Raw genomic sequence first — 20,032 nt, 5'->3', positions numbered from 1 at the left:
TTTTTCTGAAAATCTCATAAAAAACTGAAATAATGAATAGGTTTTTGCGTCTATTTACGAATAATGTTATAACTTTGCATCCTGAAAGATTAAATCATGGGCGGAGAGCCCCTATATATAATAAGGTATAAAAAATGAAAGGTATTAAAAAGTTGTATTTTACAGTCATCCTTCTGATGATTTCTACACTTCAGATGATGGCTCAGCAGAAGATAACAGGCCGTGTCATCGATGACGACGGTTTTGCCGTTCCGTATGCAAGCGTGCAATACAAAGGACATAAAATCGCGGTTTCAAGCAACGGAGAAGGTAAGTTTACCATTGATAAGAAGCCGGGACTCATGCTCACCGTAAGCGCACTGAGCTACAAGAGCACATCGGTGAAGGTTGACGAAAAGACCAACTTCCTGGAAATCAAACTGAAAGACGATACGCACAAACTTACCGAAGTGGTGGTGAAATCGAAAAAAGGCCGCTACAAACGTAAGGATAATCCTGCCGTAGAACTGATGCGGCGCGTGATTGCTGCCAAGAAAAAGAGCGATCTGAGCAACCACGACTATGTGCAATATGATAAGTATCAGAAGATTACGCTCGCGCTCAACGACCTGAAGAAAGAACAGCTCGAAAGCAAGTTCTTCCAGCGCCGCCAGTATCTCCTCGACCAGGTAGAGACCTCTCCATACAACGGAAAGCTCACCCTGCCTGTCAGCATCGACGAGACGGTTTCACAGCATATTTACCGCAAAGATCCGAAGACCGAAAAGGACATCATCAAGGGTCAGCAGAGCAATGGAATCGGACAGGTAATCCAGACCGGAGAGATTCTCAACACCGCCCTGAAAGAGGTGTTCACCGATGTGGACATCTACGATGATTACGTGCGCCTGCTGCAGTATCCCTTCCCATCTCCTATCGGCAGAACTGCCATCAGCTTCTACCATTATTACATCGAAGATACGGTGTATGTGGAAAGAGACCTGTGCTACCATCTGCAGTTTATCCCAGCCAACAGCCAGGATTTCGGATTCCGAGGCGAACTCTATGTGCTTGCCGACAGCAGCCTGCACGTGAAGAAATGTAACCTCTACATGCCTCACAACAGCGATGTAAACTGGGTTACTGACATGAAGATTGAACAGGAGTACACCAAGCTTGACAACGGCGAGTGGGTGCTCTCTAAAGATGATATGATAGCCGAACTGCACGTCAACAAGCTCCTTCAGGACCTGCTGGTGGTGCGAAACACGCGAATCACCGATTATGCCTTCGATGCCTTGCCGAAGCAGCTCTTCAAGGGCAAGGCGAAGATCAGGCACGATATGGATGCGATGAACCGCGATGAGGCTTACTGGAACAAATACCGACAGGTGGACCTCACGAAGAGTGAATCGTCGATGGACAGTTTTATCCACCGCATGGAGAACTCCAAGGGATTCAAATACATCATCTTCGGTGTGAGAGCCCTGATGGAGAACTATGTGGAAGTGGCTCATACCAAGGGCAAGAAGGTAACGGTGAAAGACAGTCTGGGTGTTGAAAGAGACAGCATCATCAACGACCGCCGCAGCCTCTTCGACCTGGGACCTATCAACACGTTCCTCTCCAACAACTACGTAGACGGCGTGCGCCTGCGTCTGGCGGGCAGAACGATGGCAGCCCTCAACCCTCACTTCTTCTGGGATGGTTACGGCGCCTATGGTCTGAAGAGCAACAAGTGGTATTACGGCCATGTGCTCACCTATTCGTTCAACAAGAAGAAGAACAGTCCGTTCGAATTCCCGATGCGCAAGCTTACCTTCGAGCTGGGGCATGATATTACATCTCCATCCGATGATAACCTGCTGCACAACAAGGACAACTTCTTCATGACCCTCCGTGCCACCACGCAGGACCAGATGTATCAGTATCACCGCCAGAAGGTGACCTTCACCTACGAAACCGACTGGGGTTTCCGCTTCGACACCAGCCTCCGCTGGCAGAGCAACCGCACCGTGGGCAATCTCCACTACTACAGAGTGAGCGACGGCGAGGAAATACGCAAGATACGCACTACAGAGGCGAGTGTAGGCTTAGATTACAACCCGGGTGTCACCTATGTCAACACCAAGCAGCAGCGCCTGCCTATCAACCTCGACAGTCCTGAAATCTCGCTTCGCCACACCATGGGCTTAGACGGATTCATGGGCGGCCAGTATCAGAGCAACCTCACCACGCTGGGCATTTACAAGCGCCAGTGGCTGGGAAGCTTCGGCTATATGGATTTCAACATCGTGGGCAAGGCGCAGTGGAGCAAAGTGCCTTTCACCATGCTCATCCAGCCACCGGTCAACCTCTCTCTCTTCGAGCAGGAGGCAACCATCAGCATGATGAAGGACTGGGAGTTCCTGAGCGACCGCCAGCTGTTCTGGTCAGTAGCCTGGGATATGAACGGCAAGCTGCTCAACCGCATTCCGCTCATCAAGAAGCTGAAGTGGCGTGAATATGTAGCCATCAAGGGTGTTTGGGGCGATTTGACCAGCAAGAACGACCCGAGCAAGAACATCAATGATGAGAAGCTCTTCAAGTTCCCTACCAACTCCTATACCTTTGGCAAGACGCCATACTGGGAGTTTGTAGCCGGCGTGCACAACATCTTCAAGTTCTTCGGAATCGATTATGTTCGCCGCCTCAACTATTATGACCATGCAAACATTTCAAAATGGGGCATCCGTATGGGTTTCCTCATGTCATTCTAATAAGAAAAAAGATGCCTTGATGCAGTTTTTTACTGCATCAAGGCATCTGCGTACATATATAAACAACATATAAGAGAGTAAACACAATGAAGATTCTATTAGCAGACAAACAGGACATCACAAGAGCCGGATTGAGCTATGTGATCAGTAAGATAGAGGGTTTGGAAACCCGGACCATCGAAGACAAGGCAGACCTGATGCTTGCCTTAAAGGAGAATGAGGATACGGTTGTAATACTCGATTACACCCTTTTCGACATCAATGATGCTGCCGAGTTACTTATTTTAAACCAGCGTTTCCCATACACGCGCTGGCTACTGTTCAGTGAGGATCTGAGTGCCGATTTCGTGAAGATTCTCATCGCCAGCAGTACGCAGTTCAGCGTGTTGCTGAAGGAGTGTTCGCTAATGGAAATCAAGGAGGCGATACGTTTTTGTGTGGCAAGCAACCGTTTTGTCTGCCAGCGCATGATGGAGGTACTTCTGGCTCCGAAACAGGAGGAGCAGGAGAAGATTAACCTCACCAAGACCGAGACAGAGATTCTGAAGGACATTGCGCTGGGAATGACGACGAAAGAAATAGCCGAGAAGCGCTTTTCCAGCTTCCATACGGTCAATACCCACCGCAAGAACATCTTCCGCAAGTTGGGCGTAAACAACGTTCACGAGGCTACGAAATATGCGCTGAGAGCCGGTTTGGTAGATTCGGCAGAATACTATATTTAACTATCAACTTTTCATTGGGGGGTTAACAGGGTTAACAGTTAACAGCTGTTTTTTGCATGGTCCCCCTCGCGTACCTTATTATATAATAATATATATATACTTATTTTTATATAAGAGTGTGGATGGAAGTATGCATTTTTGGGGTGTTAACTGTTAACCTGTTAACCCCCATCTTAATTTTCTCTTTCCAGAGCGCATCTTTTTTTCTTGGCAAGCGTCTTATATTAAGACGGAGAAGAGGCTTATATTAAGACGGATAAGAGGCTTATATTAAGACGGATAAGAGGCTTAAATGATGACCAGCGTGAGGCTTCAATGACGCCTCACGAGGGGGCAATTAATGCGTCGCGACGGAAGAATTGGTGCGTCGCGACGGAAAGAATTGTGCATCGCGATGGAAAAAACAGCCATTTTACAGCCATTTTTCATCCTATCGCGATGCATTCTTAATTATCTCTACCGAAAAGCTATGAGTTGAGAACCGGAAAGCTATGAGTTGAGAACCACAAAACTATGAGTTAGTTTTTTTAACATAAAACTCTAAAGCAGCCAAAGGAGAATAAGAGAGGTTGGAACGTAAACCGTTGGGAATGAGTAGATTTGCACAAAGTTGCCAAATCGACATAAAGCAAGCGAGTGAGGAATATTGAAGTAGTTCAGTTACTAAATCGTGAGCCACAGTTACCTATGCAAAGCAGGTAACAATACGGAAAGGCAACTTTGTGCATCAACGGATTTTATTGCGCTGATTCTCAATGTTTTGCGTATCAAGGGACGCTTACAAAATGATTATATTTGCACACTCAAAATGTAAGCGTTATGAAAATCGAAAAATTCAAGGTGTTGCTCTACCTAAAAAAGAGCGGATTGGACAAGAATGGAAAAGCTCCCATCATGGGACGCATCACGGTGAACAGGACTATGGCGCAGTTCTCCTGCAAGTTGTCTTGCACTCCATCGCTTTGGAATCCTCGTGCCAGCCGATTGGAGGGCAAGAGCAAGGAAGCCGTGGAGACCAACAAGGACATCGAGCAGTTGTTGCTTTCCATCCAAAAGGCATTCGATGTGCTTGTGGAAAAGAGAACGGACTTCGAGGCTAAGGATGTCAAGGAGGCTCTGCAGGGCAGCGTCAAGACACAGACCACCCTTCTCTCCTTCGTGGACGAGCATATCAGTGAACTCAGCACCCATGAGGGCATCGATATGTCGAAGAGCAGTGTCTGGACTTACAGAAAGATTCGCAAGAATCTCGCTGAGTTCATCGGGGAGAAGTATAGGTTGACTGATTTGGCTTTCGGACAGCTGACCGAGCCTTTCATCAGTGACTTTCACCATTACTTGCTTGACGAGAAAGGCTTTTCATCAGGAACCATCACCATCTATGTGTCGCTCTTCAAGAAGATGTGCCGCATCGCCTTTGAGCGAGGCTTGTGCAAGAACCTGCTGTTCGCCCATTATCGGGTTGGCACTCCAAGGGTTACGACACCCAAGTCTCTCAGCATGTCTGATTTCATAAAAATCCGTGATGCGGAACTGCCCGAAGACAAGCCGAGACTATCCGTTAGCCGTGACCTGTTTCTTTTCGCCTGCTATGCAGGAACAGCCTTCATAGACACCGTTTCCATCACGAAAGCCAATGTCAAGGTGTTGGAGGATGGTGACAAATGGCTCGTCTATAACCGCAAGAAGACCGGAACACTTGCCAGGGTGAAACTCCTGCCCGAGGCGTTGGAGCTGATGGCGAAATACGAGGACGGGGCAAGAGATACCCTTTTCCCATTGCTGAGCACGAATCGTGTTCGTATCGATCTCATCACCATCTGCAAGTTGGCGGAAACGAGCAAGACCTATTCCTACCATTCGGGACGACACTCGTTCGCCAGCCTCATTACGCTGGAGGCTGGTGTGCCGATGGAGACCATCTGCAAGATGCTCGGTCACAAGGATGTGAAGATGACGCAGCGGTATGCGAGAGTAACCCAAAAGAAGCTGTTTGAGGACATGGACAAGTTCATCGCTGCAACCGAGAAGGACTTTATTCTCGCATTATGAACAGGGCTTTCAACTTTTCTTTTTACAGTTCAACTACATTATTATATTATAAGGACAACAACTATGAGCAGAAGTACATTTTCAATTTTGCCTTACATCAACAGACAGAAGGTGAAGGCAGACGGAACAGCCAACATACTTTGCCGCATCACCGTTGACGGCAAAAGTGCAGCCATTTCCACAGGCATATCCTGTACCCCACAGGAGTGGAACGCCAAGAAGGGAGAGGTACGGAATGCAAGGGACAACGGACGATTGGCAAGTTTCCTTGCTGAGGTCAAGGATAAATACAACTCACTTCTTACCGCCAATGGCATCATCACCGTGGAAATGCTGAAGGCTGTGTTGAAGGACAAGGACACGACAGGAAGGTTCTTGCTGAACTTTGGTGATACCATCGTGGAATGGTATCGAACCTCAAAAGCCAGACAGACCTTTCTGCACAAGCGGACATGGCAGAAGAACCTGAGAGCCTTTGTCCATTCGTTGGAGAAGGACGACATCGCCTTTGAGGACATAGACGAGAATTTCGGGGAGGAATACAAGCTATTCCTGAAACGAGACCAGGGACGTATCGACAGCTACGTGAACCATTGCCTTCTCTGGCTGAACATGTTGATGTACAAGGCAGTGGACAGGAGCATTATCCGCTTCAATCCCATAGCCAAGATAGGGTATGAGAAGAAGGCAGCCCCGAAGATGACCCATATCAGCAAGGCAGACTTCATCAAGATGCTCTCTACCCCGATGGCTGACGAGCGAACGGAGCTTGCACGCAGATGTTTCATTTTTGCCTCGCTCACCTCCTTATCCTATATAGATGTAAAGAAACTGTACCCTCGCCATATCAGTGAGAACTCCGAGGGTAGGAAGTTCATCCGCAAGGAAAGAGAGAAGACAGGCGTGGAGTTCTTCGTGCCAATCCATCCGATAGCCGAGAAGATTCTTTCGCTCTACAATACCACGGACGACAGCAAGCCTGTTTTTCCACTGGGTGAGAAGAAAGACATCTATCTTGATGTGCATACCCTTGGAATGGTGCTTGGCATAAGCAATAAGTTGGGATTCCACGCCAGCCGCCATACATTCGGAGTCTTGATGCTCAACGAGGACATTCCCATCGGCAGCATAGCCAAGATGATGGGACACGCAGACATTACAAGCACACAGGTCTATGCGCAGGTGACGGAGCAGAAGATTTCAAATGACATGGATAAGCTTATTGCCAAGCGAGAAAGGAACAAAAATCCAATGGCATAGACCTGCCATAAAGCAACGTTCCTTGGAGGCTTTGCGCCTCCAGCCACTTGGGCGAGCCACCGCAGTGTTTTAGCTTTTACCTTTGCACCCAGGAATCAAGTTAGGATATTTGGTTAATGGGTGTTAAGGTGAACTATCTTTCTTTCAAGGTATGCCCTTTCTCATGTCATAGTCCTTATATAATCCAGCCAACTTTCTTGATTCCATTTAACTATTAAATGTCAAAATTATGGATAAAGAACTTTACATAGGCGTGGATGTCTCAAAGCAGACTCTCGACCTTGCTTATTATGACGGAGAAAGCATTGATTGGAAGAAAGCCCATATAAAGGTGAGCAACAACAATGCAGGTTTCAAGAAAATTGGTTCATGGGTGGCAAAGGTAAGCAAGGGGTTTGATATAGTCTTGTTCTGTATGGAATATACAGGACTTTACACCCAAAACTTTAGACTGTGGTTGGAAGAGAAACATTATATTTATAGGATGGTGGAACCTCGCAAGATGCATCGCTTTGAGCCAGACTTGGATGATGGACTGCGTTCGCTCGACCGCATCAAGACTGACGAGCTTGATTCTTTCCGCATAGCCATTTACTGTGAGCAGAACCACAGAAAGATTCTTCGCAACCCATCAAAACTTCCTCCTCCTGTATATTTTAAGTTGAAGAGGCTTTTGGCGGAACGCAAGCAGACAGTCAAGCAGTCAGTCCTTTACAAGCAGCAGCTTCATGATATATGTGCGTATGACACAGATTTGTCTGTGGAACGTAAGAATGGGCAACTTAAAACGCTCAATGATGCACTTAAAGGCATAGACAATGAAATTGACATGTACATAAAAGAAGATGCGGACATCAGCAAGAACTTTTCCCTGCTGACATCAATACCTGGTATTGGGCGTGTTGTCGCACTTGAAACCATTGTCTTGACCGAAAACTTCATGGCAATAGATAACCCACGTAAATACGCTTGCTATATTGGTGTCGCTCCTTTCAAGAAAGAATCTGGTACATCTGTGAGAAAAGGCTCGTCAGTCTCTAAGAAAGGTTTTAAACAGGCAAAGGCAGATTTGTCCATTGCCTGTTTGGTTTGCATGCAGCACATTCCGAACATCAGAGATTACTGGGAACGCAAGAGAAAGGAGAAATGCAGTGGAATAGTGTTTAATGCAATCAAGTTTAAGATGATACTCCGTATGTTTGCCGTTATAAAACGAGGTACTCCGTATGTGGAGACGGACAATTATCGAAATGGGAAAAACAAGCAACCAGGAGTGAACTAACAGTGTTTTAAGACCATCACTATACCATGATAGAGTCTCTTGGTTGCTTTTGGCACTACCTTTGCGAGGAATCCTCAAAAGGAAGGAACTCCAGACAGAGGTAGTGAACTTTTTAATCTTAGGCAAAGCCCTTTCCCTTGATATAGTCTCCTCTGCCCGAAATGTCAGACTCAGTGCCTTTTAGGGAATTAGCTGTCCGTCCCAGCTTTTAAAAGATTTGGCTTATCCTGACATAGAGAGTTCCTTTCGTAAAGCGGTGCAAAGATATGAAAAATAAATCATTTGTAGGCATTGACATCTCTAAAAATGTCATAGATGTATCTATATTTCGTGAGGATACCAACATCAAAATGTTCCCTCATGAGGTGTTCAACAACACTCGCAAGGGATTTGGCGATATGTGCTCATGGCTCAAAAAGAGCCGTGTGGTACTTTCCCAAGCCCTGTTTGGCATGGAATTTACAGGTTGCTACTCCTTGGACTTGGAAAAATTCCTCACGTCCAAGAATTACTCTTTCTGTATGCTTAGTACACGTATAGTAAAACATCATCCTATGGGGACAATAGATAAGCGAGACAAGAATGACTCTGCAAAGATAGCTGACTTCCTCTATCGTTATGATGGCACGGAATGTGCCAAGCCATACAAGTTGCCAAGCAAGGCTATGCAACAATTGAAGCAACTTGTCAATGAGCGTAAGTTCCTTGTGGAGCAACGGACAAACTTTATGAACCGAATGCAGATGTTTGAAACGAAAGAGGATTCTGCCATGTATGAGAGCTACATTAAAAAACTCAATCATGACATTGAGAAGATAGATCAGGAAGAGTGTGAATTAATGTCCAAGGAGGAAGATGTCTTTGACACTTTTCAGAATCTGTTGACGATACCAGGAATTGGTTTTGTCAATGCAACAAACATAATTGCCATCACACGAAACTTTACCGCTTTTGACACAGCTCGGCAATATGCGAGATATGTTGGCGTAGCTCCATGCAGTCACACTTCTGGTACCAGTGTGAAATGGCGTGCCCGACCTTCCGCACACTGTAACGGTCAAGTGAAAGCTGACCTGTCTATGGCGGCATTGAGAGCTGTTGAGTACGATGTGGAAATGCAAATGTTTTATAATCGAAAGTTAGGAGGCAGAAAAGATTCTGATACTAAGCGTAAGGCATTGAATGCCGTCAAGTTTAAGCTCATTTGCAGAATGTTTGCCATAGGCAAGCAAAAGAGAAAATGGGAAGTGTTGAACACCTCTGACGACAGAAAGAACTTACATATTGAAAAGTCCAAAGCAAGTGAACTATGACAATGTACCATTGTCTCTTATAGTCTTGTGAGGACAGATACGGATAACTAATTAGGAATCGAGCAAAAAGCTATTAAAAGAAAGAGTTCCGTATCGTTTTTTTTTTGTAACAGAAAAGTCAAAAAATGTCTTCTTCTGCTACAGGGGTAGGTATGACTATATGCTTTCTGGGGGCTATTTTGCTTATTTTAACACAAAAAAGCTCTCAAAAATTTGGTGATGTCTTAGGAATCATGGTATTAGATTTTATACAGACCATACGGAGAACACCCGGCAAACACGACCAACTCGGTATAGCCAATAAAACGAAGCGACAACCTATAACATCCACGCTCGGTAAGTTATACGTTGTCGCCTTGTTCATTTCACCCCACTCATCAAGGACATGTATTTCTCCTACAAGCCCTTCATTCTGTACGCCTCACGATAGTTAGCCATCAGAATCTTCTGAATGTCGGACTCGCGGTAGAGTATCTTTCCGCCAAGCTGGATATACGGGATGACACCGTTGTTTCGGTAGTCCTGCAGGGTTCTTCGGCTCAGTTGCAGCCTGGCACAAAGCTCCTTGTCCGTCATGAAGCGCTCACCATCAAGCATGGGACGGTAGTTCATCACGGCACGTTCAAAATTGTCAACCATTCGGTTGAGGTGGTTCACGATGTGGTTCATCCACTCGCTGTTTCTTGTCATTACTTCATTGCTCATAGTTGTCTCGTTTTATTGTTGATACTTACGTTACTCGTTTTACTTGCTGCATTGGATTAAGTGGCTGTTGTATATTGACAGCCTAACCTGTGCGCTTGCGAAAGCGCATGTCCTTTTTCTTGTCCTCCACTACTGCTACGATAGCCATCACGTCCTCCGGCTTGTAGTAGGTCTTGTGGCTGATTTGCGTATAAGCCAAAGTTCCGTTGTCCCGAAGCGTCTGCACTGTCCGTGGGCAGATGTTGAGCGTCTGACACACGTCCTGCGTGTCGAGCCACTTGTTCATGGTCTTGTCCTCACTGCGCTCACGGATTCTGTCCATGCGCTTCACGAAGTTCTCCAACTGGGCATCAAGATAGTTGAATGCCTCTTCCTCGAATACGATGAATCCCATACTTTTCTTTTTTCTAAGTTAATACTATGTTATATGTCGCAAAGCTCCACGCATATGCTGTGCTCCACGTTTGTGAGTGCAAAGATAAGGCACGGCAATCTAAAAACAAGCGTTTTCAATTTCTGTGGCAGTATGTTGCCGGGGTTTGCCGACTTCAACGCCAAAAACAACAAGAAAAACTTGCACGACTGCAACGAATACATGAACAATGATGAGTTGAGAAATACGTTGAAGTTCTCACAACTATCTCGGTATGCAAATAAGCAAGCCACAACTAAATTGCCACGTTACACCCAATCAGTTGCATGGCTGCACTCAGTACACTTACTTTGCACCCGACAATCGGTCAATGGTGCAAACTGTGACCACTATACTAACAAATAAAACAGCATAAGCTATGGCAAGAACAAAAGAAACGAAAATGTCTCCTGAACAGCAGGAGAAAATGACACAGGAGGTGGTGGCTTCGCTTCAATCATCCACTTATGGTAAAGACTATGCCCAAGAACATAGCTCTTTCTTTGAAGAGGTGGAGAACTCCGATTTAGAAGTTGTGACAGAGAATGTGGCTGCAACAACCTCCTGTATGGAGGACGAGCTAACGAACGAAGCTCTATCGCCATCGAATCCGCAGAAGCGCATCAGTGGCAAGCAGCGCAAGGCGACATTAGAGGAGTATCAGCAGACCTTCCTCCAAGTTCCAAGGATTGACGACCGCAAGCCAGTCTTCGTCAGTTCCGATGTACGAGACCGTCTTGATCGTGTCGTCCGCATCCTCGGAGGAAGGCGCATGAGCGTATCGGGCATCATCGAGAACATCGTGCGCCACCACCTAAGCCTTTATGAAGAGGACTTCGAGGCTTGGCGCAAATTGTGAAAATTAAGGTCTGCGACCTTGGACGTGGATAGCTGAAAGGCAGTAGTTCCAACTAACGTGTTCTGAGAGGGAGCGAGGTTATGTTTTGGGAACCCCAAAACGCCTCGCTCCACCATGAGGGCGGAGGAATTTTGCTCCCGACGGTCGCAGAAAGTAAGTGTACCAACTGTAAACAGTATATCGAATGACAAGCATACATGAACAGGACAAGAAAAAGGGCGGAAGACCGCCCACAGGCAGGGTTCGCAAGTTGTCGAAGTCTGTCACGGTGAAGTTCTCGAAGCCAAGCTACGAGGCATTGAGACTGAGGGCGAGAAAAGCCAACCGCAAGTTGGCGGAGTACATCCGTGAGTCCGCCTTGAACGGCGAGGTGGTCAGCGGACACAACGCAGAGACGATAGCCATCGCTAAGAATCTCATAGGCATGGCGAACAACCTCAACCAACTTACCAAACTGTCGCATCAGAGAGGTTTCCACGAAACCCATGTGTATGTGGTGGACTTGTTGAGAAGATTGAAAGCCATCCTTGGCGAGTATCGCCAAGCAAGTTATAAACCGAAGCCAAGCAGTATGGGCAGAAAGGAGGATGCCACATGATAGGCAAGCTAAAGAAGGGCAGCTCATTTGCTGGTTGCATCCGCTATGTTACAGGCAAGGACGAGGCGAAAATCCTTGCATCCGATGGAGTGTTACTCGGCACGAATGCCGAGATAGTACAAAGTTTTGAGCTGCAAAGACAGCTAAATCCAAGGATTAAGAAGCCTGTGGGACACATTGCACTAAGTTTCAAACCCGAGGACAAGCCACGTTTGACGGATGAATTCATGGCTAAGATAGCCCTTGAATACATGCAGATGATGGGCATCACCAAAACCCAGTTCATCATCGTAAGGCATCACAACACGGACAATCCACATTGTCATATCGTGTATAACCGCATCAACAATGAGAGCAAACTCTTATCAGACAGGAATGATTACAGGCGTAATGAGCAGGTGACCAAGGCTCTTAAATCCAAATATGGACTTACTTACGGAACGGACAAGAGCAATACTAATACTCGCAAGTTACGCAATGCTGAGCGTGCCAAATACGAGATTCACAATGCCGTCAAGGATGCCTTGAAAGGCGCTGATAGTTGGCAGAAGTTCAAGAATGAACTTGCAAAGCGAGGTGTTTATCTGGAGCTTGTCTATAAGGACAAGGAGAGAACCAAGGTACAAGGCATCCGTTCCTGCAAGGATGGATATAGCTTCAAGGGTACGCAGATTAGCCGAGAATACAGCTTTGTCAAGTTGGATGCAAGACTTGGCACAGAGTATAATCGTGTATCGCCAAGAGCCGAATCTATGCAGGGAGGACAACCAAGTTGTCACCAAGTAGGACAGACTCAACCAACGGCAGAACATACCCAAGACCCTTGGAGTGGTATTTCTTCCATCGGCTTGTTCGCTCCGTCTAATGCCCAAACTTATGAGCCATTCCCAGAGGATGAATCCGCCAAGAAGAAAAAGAGGAAACGCAGAAAGGGCTTCAGCCTTTGATGCAAGTTACAAACTTAAAATTAGAATCGAACATGAAAGAAGAACTATTGGAAGCCATCTACGGCACAGTTGAGAGATTGGAGCAGAAAGTCGATGAACTTTCTGTCTCCACAAAGAACGCAGGAGCGGAAACCGTTCCTGCAAGTAATGACATAACCAAGTTGGATAAGTCAATCAATGCGATGTTTATCAAAGAAGAGGAAATCAGAGGTAAAATATCCAAATTAAGAGATGCCATTATCGTTTTTGCTGACCTTATTAAGGTTGAACTTGGCAAAAATGAGCAGCGAAGCAAGTTCTTGGTTGATGCAGTCAAGCAGATGAGACAAGGGAATGAAGTTTCCTCGAAGGCATTGCAGGACAAACTTGAAGTGTTGAACAATTCACCTCAAAAGAAGGTTGTAACCCATCGCTTCGAGCCAACCTCAAAGAAAGTTCTTCTTTTCATTGGTAGCTTGGCTCTGTCTCTTGTCCTCTCCATTTGGGGCAATCTCACGCAATGGCGAGAGCATCAAGATTGGGAGGAGGCAGACTTGAAGTATAGGGCATTGAAGATGGTTCTGTCAGTAGATGACCCGAACATTCGCTACATCGAAAAATATTTCAATGTGCAACGAGATGAAAATATTATAGACAACGTAAGAAATCGTGTTATTGCTTATGAGGATTCTGTCCGCCACCATTATGAAATGATAGAAATGGCAGCATACAAAGATAGTCTTGCAAAACAATTGAACAAAGAAGCTAATGATATAAAAGAAAGGCTTAAAAAGTAAGAGAGAACCTATACCAGTTGTCACATTTTTACAATGTAACGAATTCTTAATATTGATGTAATGAAGCTGCAATTAAAAAGCAGTACTTTTGCAGTCGTCAATTTGAATGACTAGTCTTATTCAGCAAAAAGAATAATAAAGTCGACATTATTATATATAGACCAAACTATAACAAGGAGCGAAAGCCGATGCGCTAAAATGTAGGCAACAAAATATCAAAATTATGGACATAAAAGTTATCAAAAACAAAGATGTTATGACCACAGAAGACTTGGTTAACATCAAAGGTGGCTTGAACGAATCACTTGATTCCATTGCTACAACGTGTACATGCGATTGTTGGATCAGCAATAGTAATACAACACCAGCTAAGCCATCCACATCTGTAAAAAAATAATTAGTGAAGTTGTGCATAACAACTAAGAAAAAAGTGCGCATCTGTAGTCGCGAATATAGGTGCGCACATTAAAACTATGAAATATGAAGAATTTATATGTTTCAAGATATTGTTACTTTTTTCGTAGTACGACAGGGGTACCATTAGCATATTCGTCAAAGGCAAATTCTTTTATAGAATTGTCTGACTACGTATTTGAATTGTTGAAGGTACACCAAACAGAAGAAAAACCGATTAACGAGATTGTACCAAGTGAAGTTTTAGAAACTCTTTGCAAAGAGGGCTTTGTTGGATTTAAGGAATCTGATGATAATTTTGTCTTGGAAAGCCAATTCGTCACTCAAACAGTTCAACATGATACAACAAAATTAAATCTCGTCTTAGTTCCAACTTTGAATTGTAACTTTGATTGCCCTTACTGTTTTGAAAATGGGAAAAGAGGTGGCATTATGAGTGAAGATACTATCAAGGATTTGTTAGAGTTCATAAAAGGGAATAAAGGCAAGGACAACATGAGTTTGACGTGGTACGGAGGCGAGCCACTTTTGGGATTGAAGGTAATAGACAAAATTTTAAAAGGATTAGACAAGATAGGATGTACTTTAAAGCACCATTCAATTATAAGCAATGGCTATTACTTTGATGAGAAAGCCATGGAAATTTTTGAATCACATCCGTTAGATAGTATTCAAATAACTTTAGATGGACAAGAAGACAGGCATAATAAGCTGAGAGCTATGAAAAGTACAAAAGCTCCTTCTTTTAATACAATCCTACAGCATATAAAATTAATTGCTGAAAATATGCCACAGACAGAGTTGCATGTTAGAGTCAATATCGACAAAAACAATGTTGAAGATTATTTTTCTCTTCGAGAAGACATTAACAACATGGTCAACTCAAATAATGTTATTGTGTACCCAGGCATTATAAGATTAGAAAATAAAGAAATGACTAATACTGTAGAGCCTGCATTTGGACGTTGGGAAACTGCAAATTTTCTTTATGATATATATTCAAAGGGAATATTAAAGGGAGAAGTTTACCCTTCATTAGGCATATCCAAGACCTGTTGCGCTTCTTGTATCAATTCTTTCATAATAGGTCCACAAGGAGAAATTTATAAATGTTGGAATGATGTTTCAGACAAGACTAAAGTTGTTGGATATATCAATAGAAAAGGTATAGTTAACAAGGAACTTTACTACAGATACCACATTGGCTGCGAATGGTATAATGACACTGAATGTAGGAAGTGTTTTTTCTTACCTATCTGCAATGGTAAGTGTGCTTGGTACAATGAACGCAATATATACCATAATGGCAATTTTAACTTATGCCAATGTATGCAGAAAGCTCCAGGGCTATTAGATAAATGTCTTGAAAATTATTACAATTCTTTAAAGTAGCATACAATGAAATGTTTTAGAATAATAGTATTTATGTTCATTCAGTTCTTGCCCCTCTATGTTTTTTGCCAGAACGTAGAGGGACAAGTTATTGATTCTTTGGGACTTCCATTAGAGTTTGTCAATGTGGTGTTTTTATCAAGAAAAGACACGACCTTTATCAATGGTGCAGGAACTGATTCCGATGGAAAATTTTCAATTGACTCAAAGGGAAAGCAAGGTTTTCTCCGTTTCTCACGAATTGGCTATTCTACATTAGTAATGAATGTTGATGGACAACAGGTGATAAAAGCGGTACTTAACGAAGATAGGAATACTTTAAGTGAAGTGGTGATTAAAAGTAATTTACCTAAGACTATATTGAAAGACGAAGGAATGTTAACCAATATTGCTGGAAGTTTTCTGGAAAAGGCAGGAACTTTAGAGCATGTGTTGAGCTATATTCCAAACATTATAATTATTGAAGGAAAAGTGCAAGTCTTAGGCAGAGGCGTTCCCGATTTTTACCTTAATGGTCATAAAGTTATTGACCGAATGGAACTCAAAAACTTGCGAGGTGACAATATAAAAAACATAGAGGTTATCAACAATCCTGGAGCACGTTATGGCGCAGCCACAAAAAGTGTAATTCGTATTACAACCAAGACTCGCAAGGAAGACAGTTGGGGTGTTGATATGAGTTCATCTTATGGTATAAATGAAGAAAAACGTTTTAGTACCACAAATGTTGCCACATTAAATTTCCATTATAAAAAGATGGACATTTCTAGTTCTTTGTATTGTGATTATTCCAATACGGAAGATGACAAACTGGTCCAACAGTTTACATATTTAGATAACGTTTGGGAGAAAAATAACAACATCATTCAAGAATATACGAATGTCAACCCATATGCCAAGTTGGCTATTAGTTATCAGCTTAATGACAGTACTTCGTTAGGAGTAAGAGCAAGCTATGATAGGTTTGCTAAAAATTACGGTTCTGGAACCATGGATGCAGTAGTTACAAAAGATTCTAACATATCAGAATCTTCTCATAGCTATTATGAGTCTCCTGCAAATTCTACAGCAGTAACTACAAATGCGTACTATGTAGGAAAGGTTGGCAAATTGACAGTTGACTTCAATATTGACTATTATTGGTACAATAAAAAGGAGCACATGTATAATAATGAGTGGATAGATGCGAACATGGACGCTACTTCTGAAAAAGTTGAAACGTCACGCAACTCTTTTAGTTACCAACTTGCGTCAAAAATCAATTTGACGATACCGCTTTTTGGTGGGCATTTCTCTTGGGGAGGAGAGTTTTCTGACAACAAACGAAAAAGCAAATATGATGTACTTCCCATAAATCTCCTCAACAATGAAAGAAGCACTGTTGAGGAAAAGGCATACTCTTCTTTTTGTGATTATAATAGACGTATTGGAAACGCTGTTATTCTTATGGGGGTACGTTATGAGAACACGAATTTTAAGTATTATAGTCATGAAGAATATGTCCCATCTCAAAGTAAAAGATTTAGTGACCTATTTCCATCATTGTCTATTTCGTTTCCTATAGGAGATTCACAAATACAAGTTAATTATGCTTCCGATATAAATCGCCCATCATACTATCAATTAAGAAATGGTATTCAATATGACAATCGCTATACTTATGAGTCTGGAAATCCTTATCTGCTTCCTTCGAAAAGTCGTAACTTAGGATTTTACTTCACTTGGAGTAGCATTGCTTTTTCCGCTATCTATTCCCATATTTCTGATGAAATTTGTAGTATTGTAAAACCTTATGGTGAAAATATGCAAATATCAATAATGCGACCAGAAAATATGGAAAGTTATAACAAAATTCAAACGAATTTAAGCCTTAGCCCTTCGATTGGTTTTTGGCATCCACAACTTAAGGCAGCTATATCCAAACAATGGTTTTACATGTCAAACCCAAATTCGAAATCATTGAGTAATCCCATTGGAACATTTCATATCAATAATACTTTTGATACCAAATGGTTTATGGCTTCACTTTTAATGACAGTTCAAACTGAAGGAAATATGGGCAATTGCTTTACATATAGTTACTGGAATACAGACATTTCGTTATATAAAACATTACTTAAAGATAGATTAACTATACAGCTTTATGCCAATGATATCTTTGGTACTGCCAATTTGCGACGTGTCATATATTCTGGTAAACAGAGTTGTTCAAATATCAAATCTTATTCGTCAAGTTCTGTTATGTTGACTGTTCGATATGCTTTAAATGCAAAAAAAGACAAATACAAAGGAACAGGTGCGGGAATACAACAAAGAAAACGCTTGTAAAAAAACGATTAATATTCAAGATGAAAAATAATTTTACATTCACCCACCAACATGATTCTATGCAATGTGGGGTAGCATGCTTGCAAATGATATGTAAATGTTTCGGCAGAGAGTACACAATGGATTCACTGTCGAAACTTTGCTTTGCAACAACGGAAGGGGTGTCCATGCTAGGCATCAATGAGGGAGCTAATATCCTAGGATTACACACAATAAGTACAAAAACTACCATTTCTATGTTAGGTGAAGCCTCTCTACCTTGTATTCTTCATTGGAATCAGAATCACTTTGTTGTCTTGTATAAGGTAAAGAAAGGCAAGAAATTCTATGTCGCTGACCCAGGGAAGGGATTGGTTACTTATGGCTTAGAAGAATTTAAGCAGCATTGGATAAGCACAAAATCCAATGATGAGGACAAGGGCATTGCCATGTTCTTGGAAACCACTCCAGCCTTCTATACTTACAAGATGGAGGGCGAAGAACACATCAAAGAGAAGAGGTCTTTCCGCTTTCTCCTTGGATATGTGAGGAAATATCGCAAGTATTTCGGACAAATTATCTTGGGTTTGGTAGTCGGAAGCCTCTTGCAGCTTGTCTTGCCATTCCTTACCCAGTCCATTGTAGATGTCGGCATCAAGAACCAAGACATCGGCTTTGTTTGGCTTATCCTGTTGGGACAGTTGATGCTCACTATCAGCCGAACGGCAATCGACTTTATCCGCAGATGGCTATTGCTTCATATATCCTTGCGCATCAATATTTCATTGGTGAGCGACTTCTTCATCAAGCTCTTGAAGTTGCCGATGTCTTTCTTTGACACGAAGCTCATGGGCGACTTGATGCAGAGAATGAACGACCATAGCCGTGTGAACAACTTCCTCACTCAGCAAACGCTCAATATTACCTTTGCCATGCTCACCTTCGTGGTCTTCTCGGTGGTGTTGTTCTTCTATAACAAGTTTGTGTTTGCCATCTTCTTGTTGGGAAGCATCCTCTATGGCGCATGGATGACCTTGTTCTTGAAACGGAGAAAGGTGCTCGACTATGAATTGTTTGAGCAGCAAGCTATTAACAACAATAAGACCTACGAGTTTATCACCTCCATGCAGGAAATCAAGTTGCAGGATTGTGAGCAACGCAGAAGATGGGAATGGGAGGACACGCAAGCAGACTTGTTCGGGGTGCAGATGAAATCACTCAAACTCCAACAGACACAGGAGGCTGGAAGTATCTTCATCAACGAGGTGAAGAACATCATCATCACGGTAGTTGCAGCCACCGCCGTAATCCATGGTCAAATGACACTCGGTATGATGCTTGCCGTGCAATACATCATCGGACAGCTCAACTCGCCTGTGGAGCAACTGATGAACTTCTTCTATTCTCTGCAAGATGTGAAGATTAGCTTGGAACGAATCAACGAGATTCACCAGATGGATGATGAGAACGGAAAGGAAGGCTTGCTAACTTCTATTGAGGACAAGGACGAGGGCATCGACATCAAGAACATCATGTTCAAATATGATCCACATGCTTTGCGCAAGACCATAGACAATGTGAACATTCACATTCCGCAAGGTAAGGTAACAGCCATCGTTGGCGCATCTGGCAGTGGAAAGACCACCCTCATCCGTTTGATGCTTGGTTATTATCCCGTCTTGGAGGGACAAATCAACATAGGCAATACTGACATCAACAAGCTCAACAAGAAATGGTGGCGCAGACAATGTGGCGTTGTGATGCAGGAAGGTGTCATCTTCTCGGAGAGTATCGCACGAAACATTGCTGTTGATGATGGTGACATAGACAAGGAACGGTTGCTAAAAGCAGCCGAGATAGCTTGTATCAAGGATTATGTGATGGCTTTGCCTCTGAAGTTCAACACCAAGATTGGACGTGATGGCGTGGGACTGAGCCAGGGACAGAAACAACGCATCTTGATAGCAAGGGCGGTGTATAAGAATCCAGACTATATCTTCCTTGACGAGGCAACCAACTCGCTAGATGCTAACAACGAGAGAAGCATCGTGGAGAACTTGGATAAGTTCTACAAGGGCAAGACTGTTGTGATTGTGGCTCATCGACTGAGTACGGTGAAGAATGCCGACCAAATCGTAGTCATAGACCATGGTAAGGTCGTTGAGGTTGGCAACCATGAGTCTTTGACCGCCAAGCGAGGGGCATACTATAATCTTGTGAAGAATCAATTGGAATTGGGAAACTAAAATGTT

15 protein-coding genes are annotated in these 20,032 nt (G+C 43.4%); 13 read left to right on the top strand and 2 right to left on the bottom strand.

All coding sequences use genetic code 11. The annotated features are described in order from the left end of the window. The first annotated feature begins 134 nt into the window (after positions 1-134). The 6 genes from ONT19_RS01105 (at position 135) to ONT19_RS01080 (ending at position 9,370) form a co-directional block, all read left to right on the top strand. The gene (locus tag ONT19_RS01105) at positions 135-2,738 is read left to right on the top strand and encodes a DUF5686 and carboxypeptidase-like regulatory domain-containing protein (protein ID WP_228113377.1); all 2,604 of its coding nucleotides are present in this window, start codon (positions 135-137) and stop codon (positions 2,736-2,738) included. A gap of 86 nt (positions 2,739-2,824) precedes the next feature. Beyond that, positions 2,825-3,463 carry a helix-turn-helix transcriptional regulator gene (locus tag ONT19_RS01100; protein WP_006847727.1) on the top strand — a complete coding sequence of 213 codons (639 nt, stop codon included), beginning with the start codon at positions 2,825-2,827 and terminating at the stop codon, positions 3,461-3,463. A gap of 819 nt (positions 3,464-4,282) precedes the next feature. Next, positions 4,283-5,515 (top strand): phage integrase SAM-like domain-containing protein, encoded by a 1,233-nt coding sequence (locus ONT19_RS01095; RefSeq protein WP_264964872.1) that lies wholly within the window; start codon positions 4,283-4,285, stop codon positions 5,513-5,515. A 63-nt stretch (positions 5,516-5,578) separates the two neighbouring features. After that, complete coding sequence (locus ONT19_RS01090; protein ID WP_264964871.1) at positions 5,579-6,775, top strand: site-specific integrase; 1,197 nt, start codon at positions 5,579-5,581, stop codon at positions 6,773-6,775. Positions 6,776-7,004: 229 nt separating this feature from the next. Beyond that, on the top strand, positions 7,005-8,057 hold the full coding sequence (locus ONT19_RS01085; RefSeq protein ID WP_203069454.1) for a transposase: 1,053 nt from the start codon (positions 7,005-7,007) through the stop codon (positions 8,055-8,057). Positions 8,058-8,323: 266 nt separating this feature from the next. Then, positions 8,324-9,370 (top strand): IS110 family transposase, encoded by a 1,047-nt coding sequence (locus ONT19_RS01080; RefSeq protein ID WP_007896893.1) that lies wholly within the window; start codon positions 8,324-8,326, stop codon positions 9,368-9,370. A 396-nt stretch (positions 9,371-9,766) separates the two neighbouring features. On the opposite strand, the gene ONT19_RS01075 is transcribed toward ONT19_RS01080, so the two are convergent. Continuing rightward, a complete protein-coding gene (locus ONT19_RS01075) occupies positions 9,767-10,075 on the bottom strand; it encodes a helix-turn-helix domain-containing protein (protein WP_025066990.1) in 309 nt (102 codons plus the stop codon). 82 nt (positions 10,076-10,157) lie between these two features. Next, positions 10,158-10,469, bottom strand: a complete 312-nt coding sequence (locus ONT19_RS01070; RefSeq protein ID WP_008656559.1) for a helix-turn-helix domain-containing protein — start codon at positions 10,467-10,469, stop codon at positions 10,158-10,160. 397 nt (positions 10,470-10,866) lie between these two features. Here ONT19_RS01070 and ONT19_RS01065 point away from each other — a divergent pair, with 397 nt between their 5' ends. The 7 genes from ONT19_RS01065 (at position 10,867) to ONT19_RS01035 (ending at position 20,026) form a co-directional block, all read left to right on the top strand. Beyond that, entirely contained in the window at positions 10,867-11,346 is a 480-nt protein-coding gene (locus ONT19_RS01065; protein ID WP_264952489.1) for a DUF3408 domain-containing protein, read from the top strand. Between the two features lie 184 nt (positions 11,347-11,530). Beyond that, the gene (locus ONT19_RS01060; protein WP_106812871.1) at positions 11,531-11,944 is read left to right on the top strand and encodes a plasmid mobilization protein; all 414 of its coding nucleotides are present in this window, start codon (positions 11,531-11,533) and stop codon (positions 11,942-11,944) included. Beyond that, positions 11,941-12,891 carry a relaxase/mobilization nuclease domain-containing protein gene (locus tag ONT19_RS01055; RefSeq protein ID WP_264964870.1) on the top strand — a complete coding sequence of 317 codons (951 nt, stop codon included), beginning with the start codon at positions 11,941-11,943 and terminating at the stop codon, positions 12,889-12,891. The genes ONT19_RS01060 and ONT19_RS01055 overlap by 4 nt, the downstream gene beginning before the upstream one ends. Before the next feature lie 32 nt (positions 12,892-12,923). Next, on the top strand, positions 12,924-13,667 hold the full coding sequence (locus ONT19_RS01050; RefSeq protein ID WP_264953411.1) for a hypothetical protein: 744 nt from the start codon (positions 12,924-12,926) through the stop codon (positions 13,665-13,667). Positions 13,668-14,147: 480 nt separating this feature from the next. Then, a complete protein-coding gene (locus ONT19_RS01045) occupies positions 14,148-15,473 on the top strand; it encodes a radical SAM/SPASM domain-containing protein (protein ID WP_118201559.1) in 1,326 nt (441 codons plus the stop codon). Between the two features lie 6 nt (positions 15,474-15,479). Beyond that, complete coding sequence (locus tag ONT19_RS01040) at positions 15,480-17,801, top strand: outer membrane beta-barrel family protein (RefSeq protein ID WP_264953410.1); 2,322 nt, start codon at positions 15,480-15,482, stop codon at positions 17,799-17,801. Between the two features lie 20 nt (positions 17,802-17,821). Continuing rightward, positions 17,822-20,026 carry a peptidase domain-containing ABC transporter gene (locus ONT19_RS01035; protein WP_264953409.1) on the top strand — a complete coding sequence of 735 codons (2,205 nt, stop codon included), beginning with the start codon at positions 17,822-17,824 and terminating at the stop codon, positions 20,024-20,026. Positions 20,027-20,032 lie beyond the last annotated feature (6 nt).

Source organism: Segatella copri (assembly GCF_026015625.1).
Taxonomy (GTDB): Bacteria; Bacteroidota; Bacteroidia; order Bacteroidales; family Bacteroidaceae; genus Prevotella; species Prevotella copri_H.
This window is presented reverse-complemented; position numbering and strand designations above follow the sequence as displayed.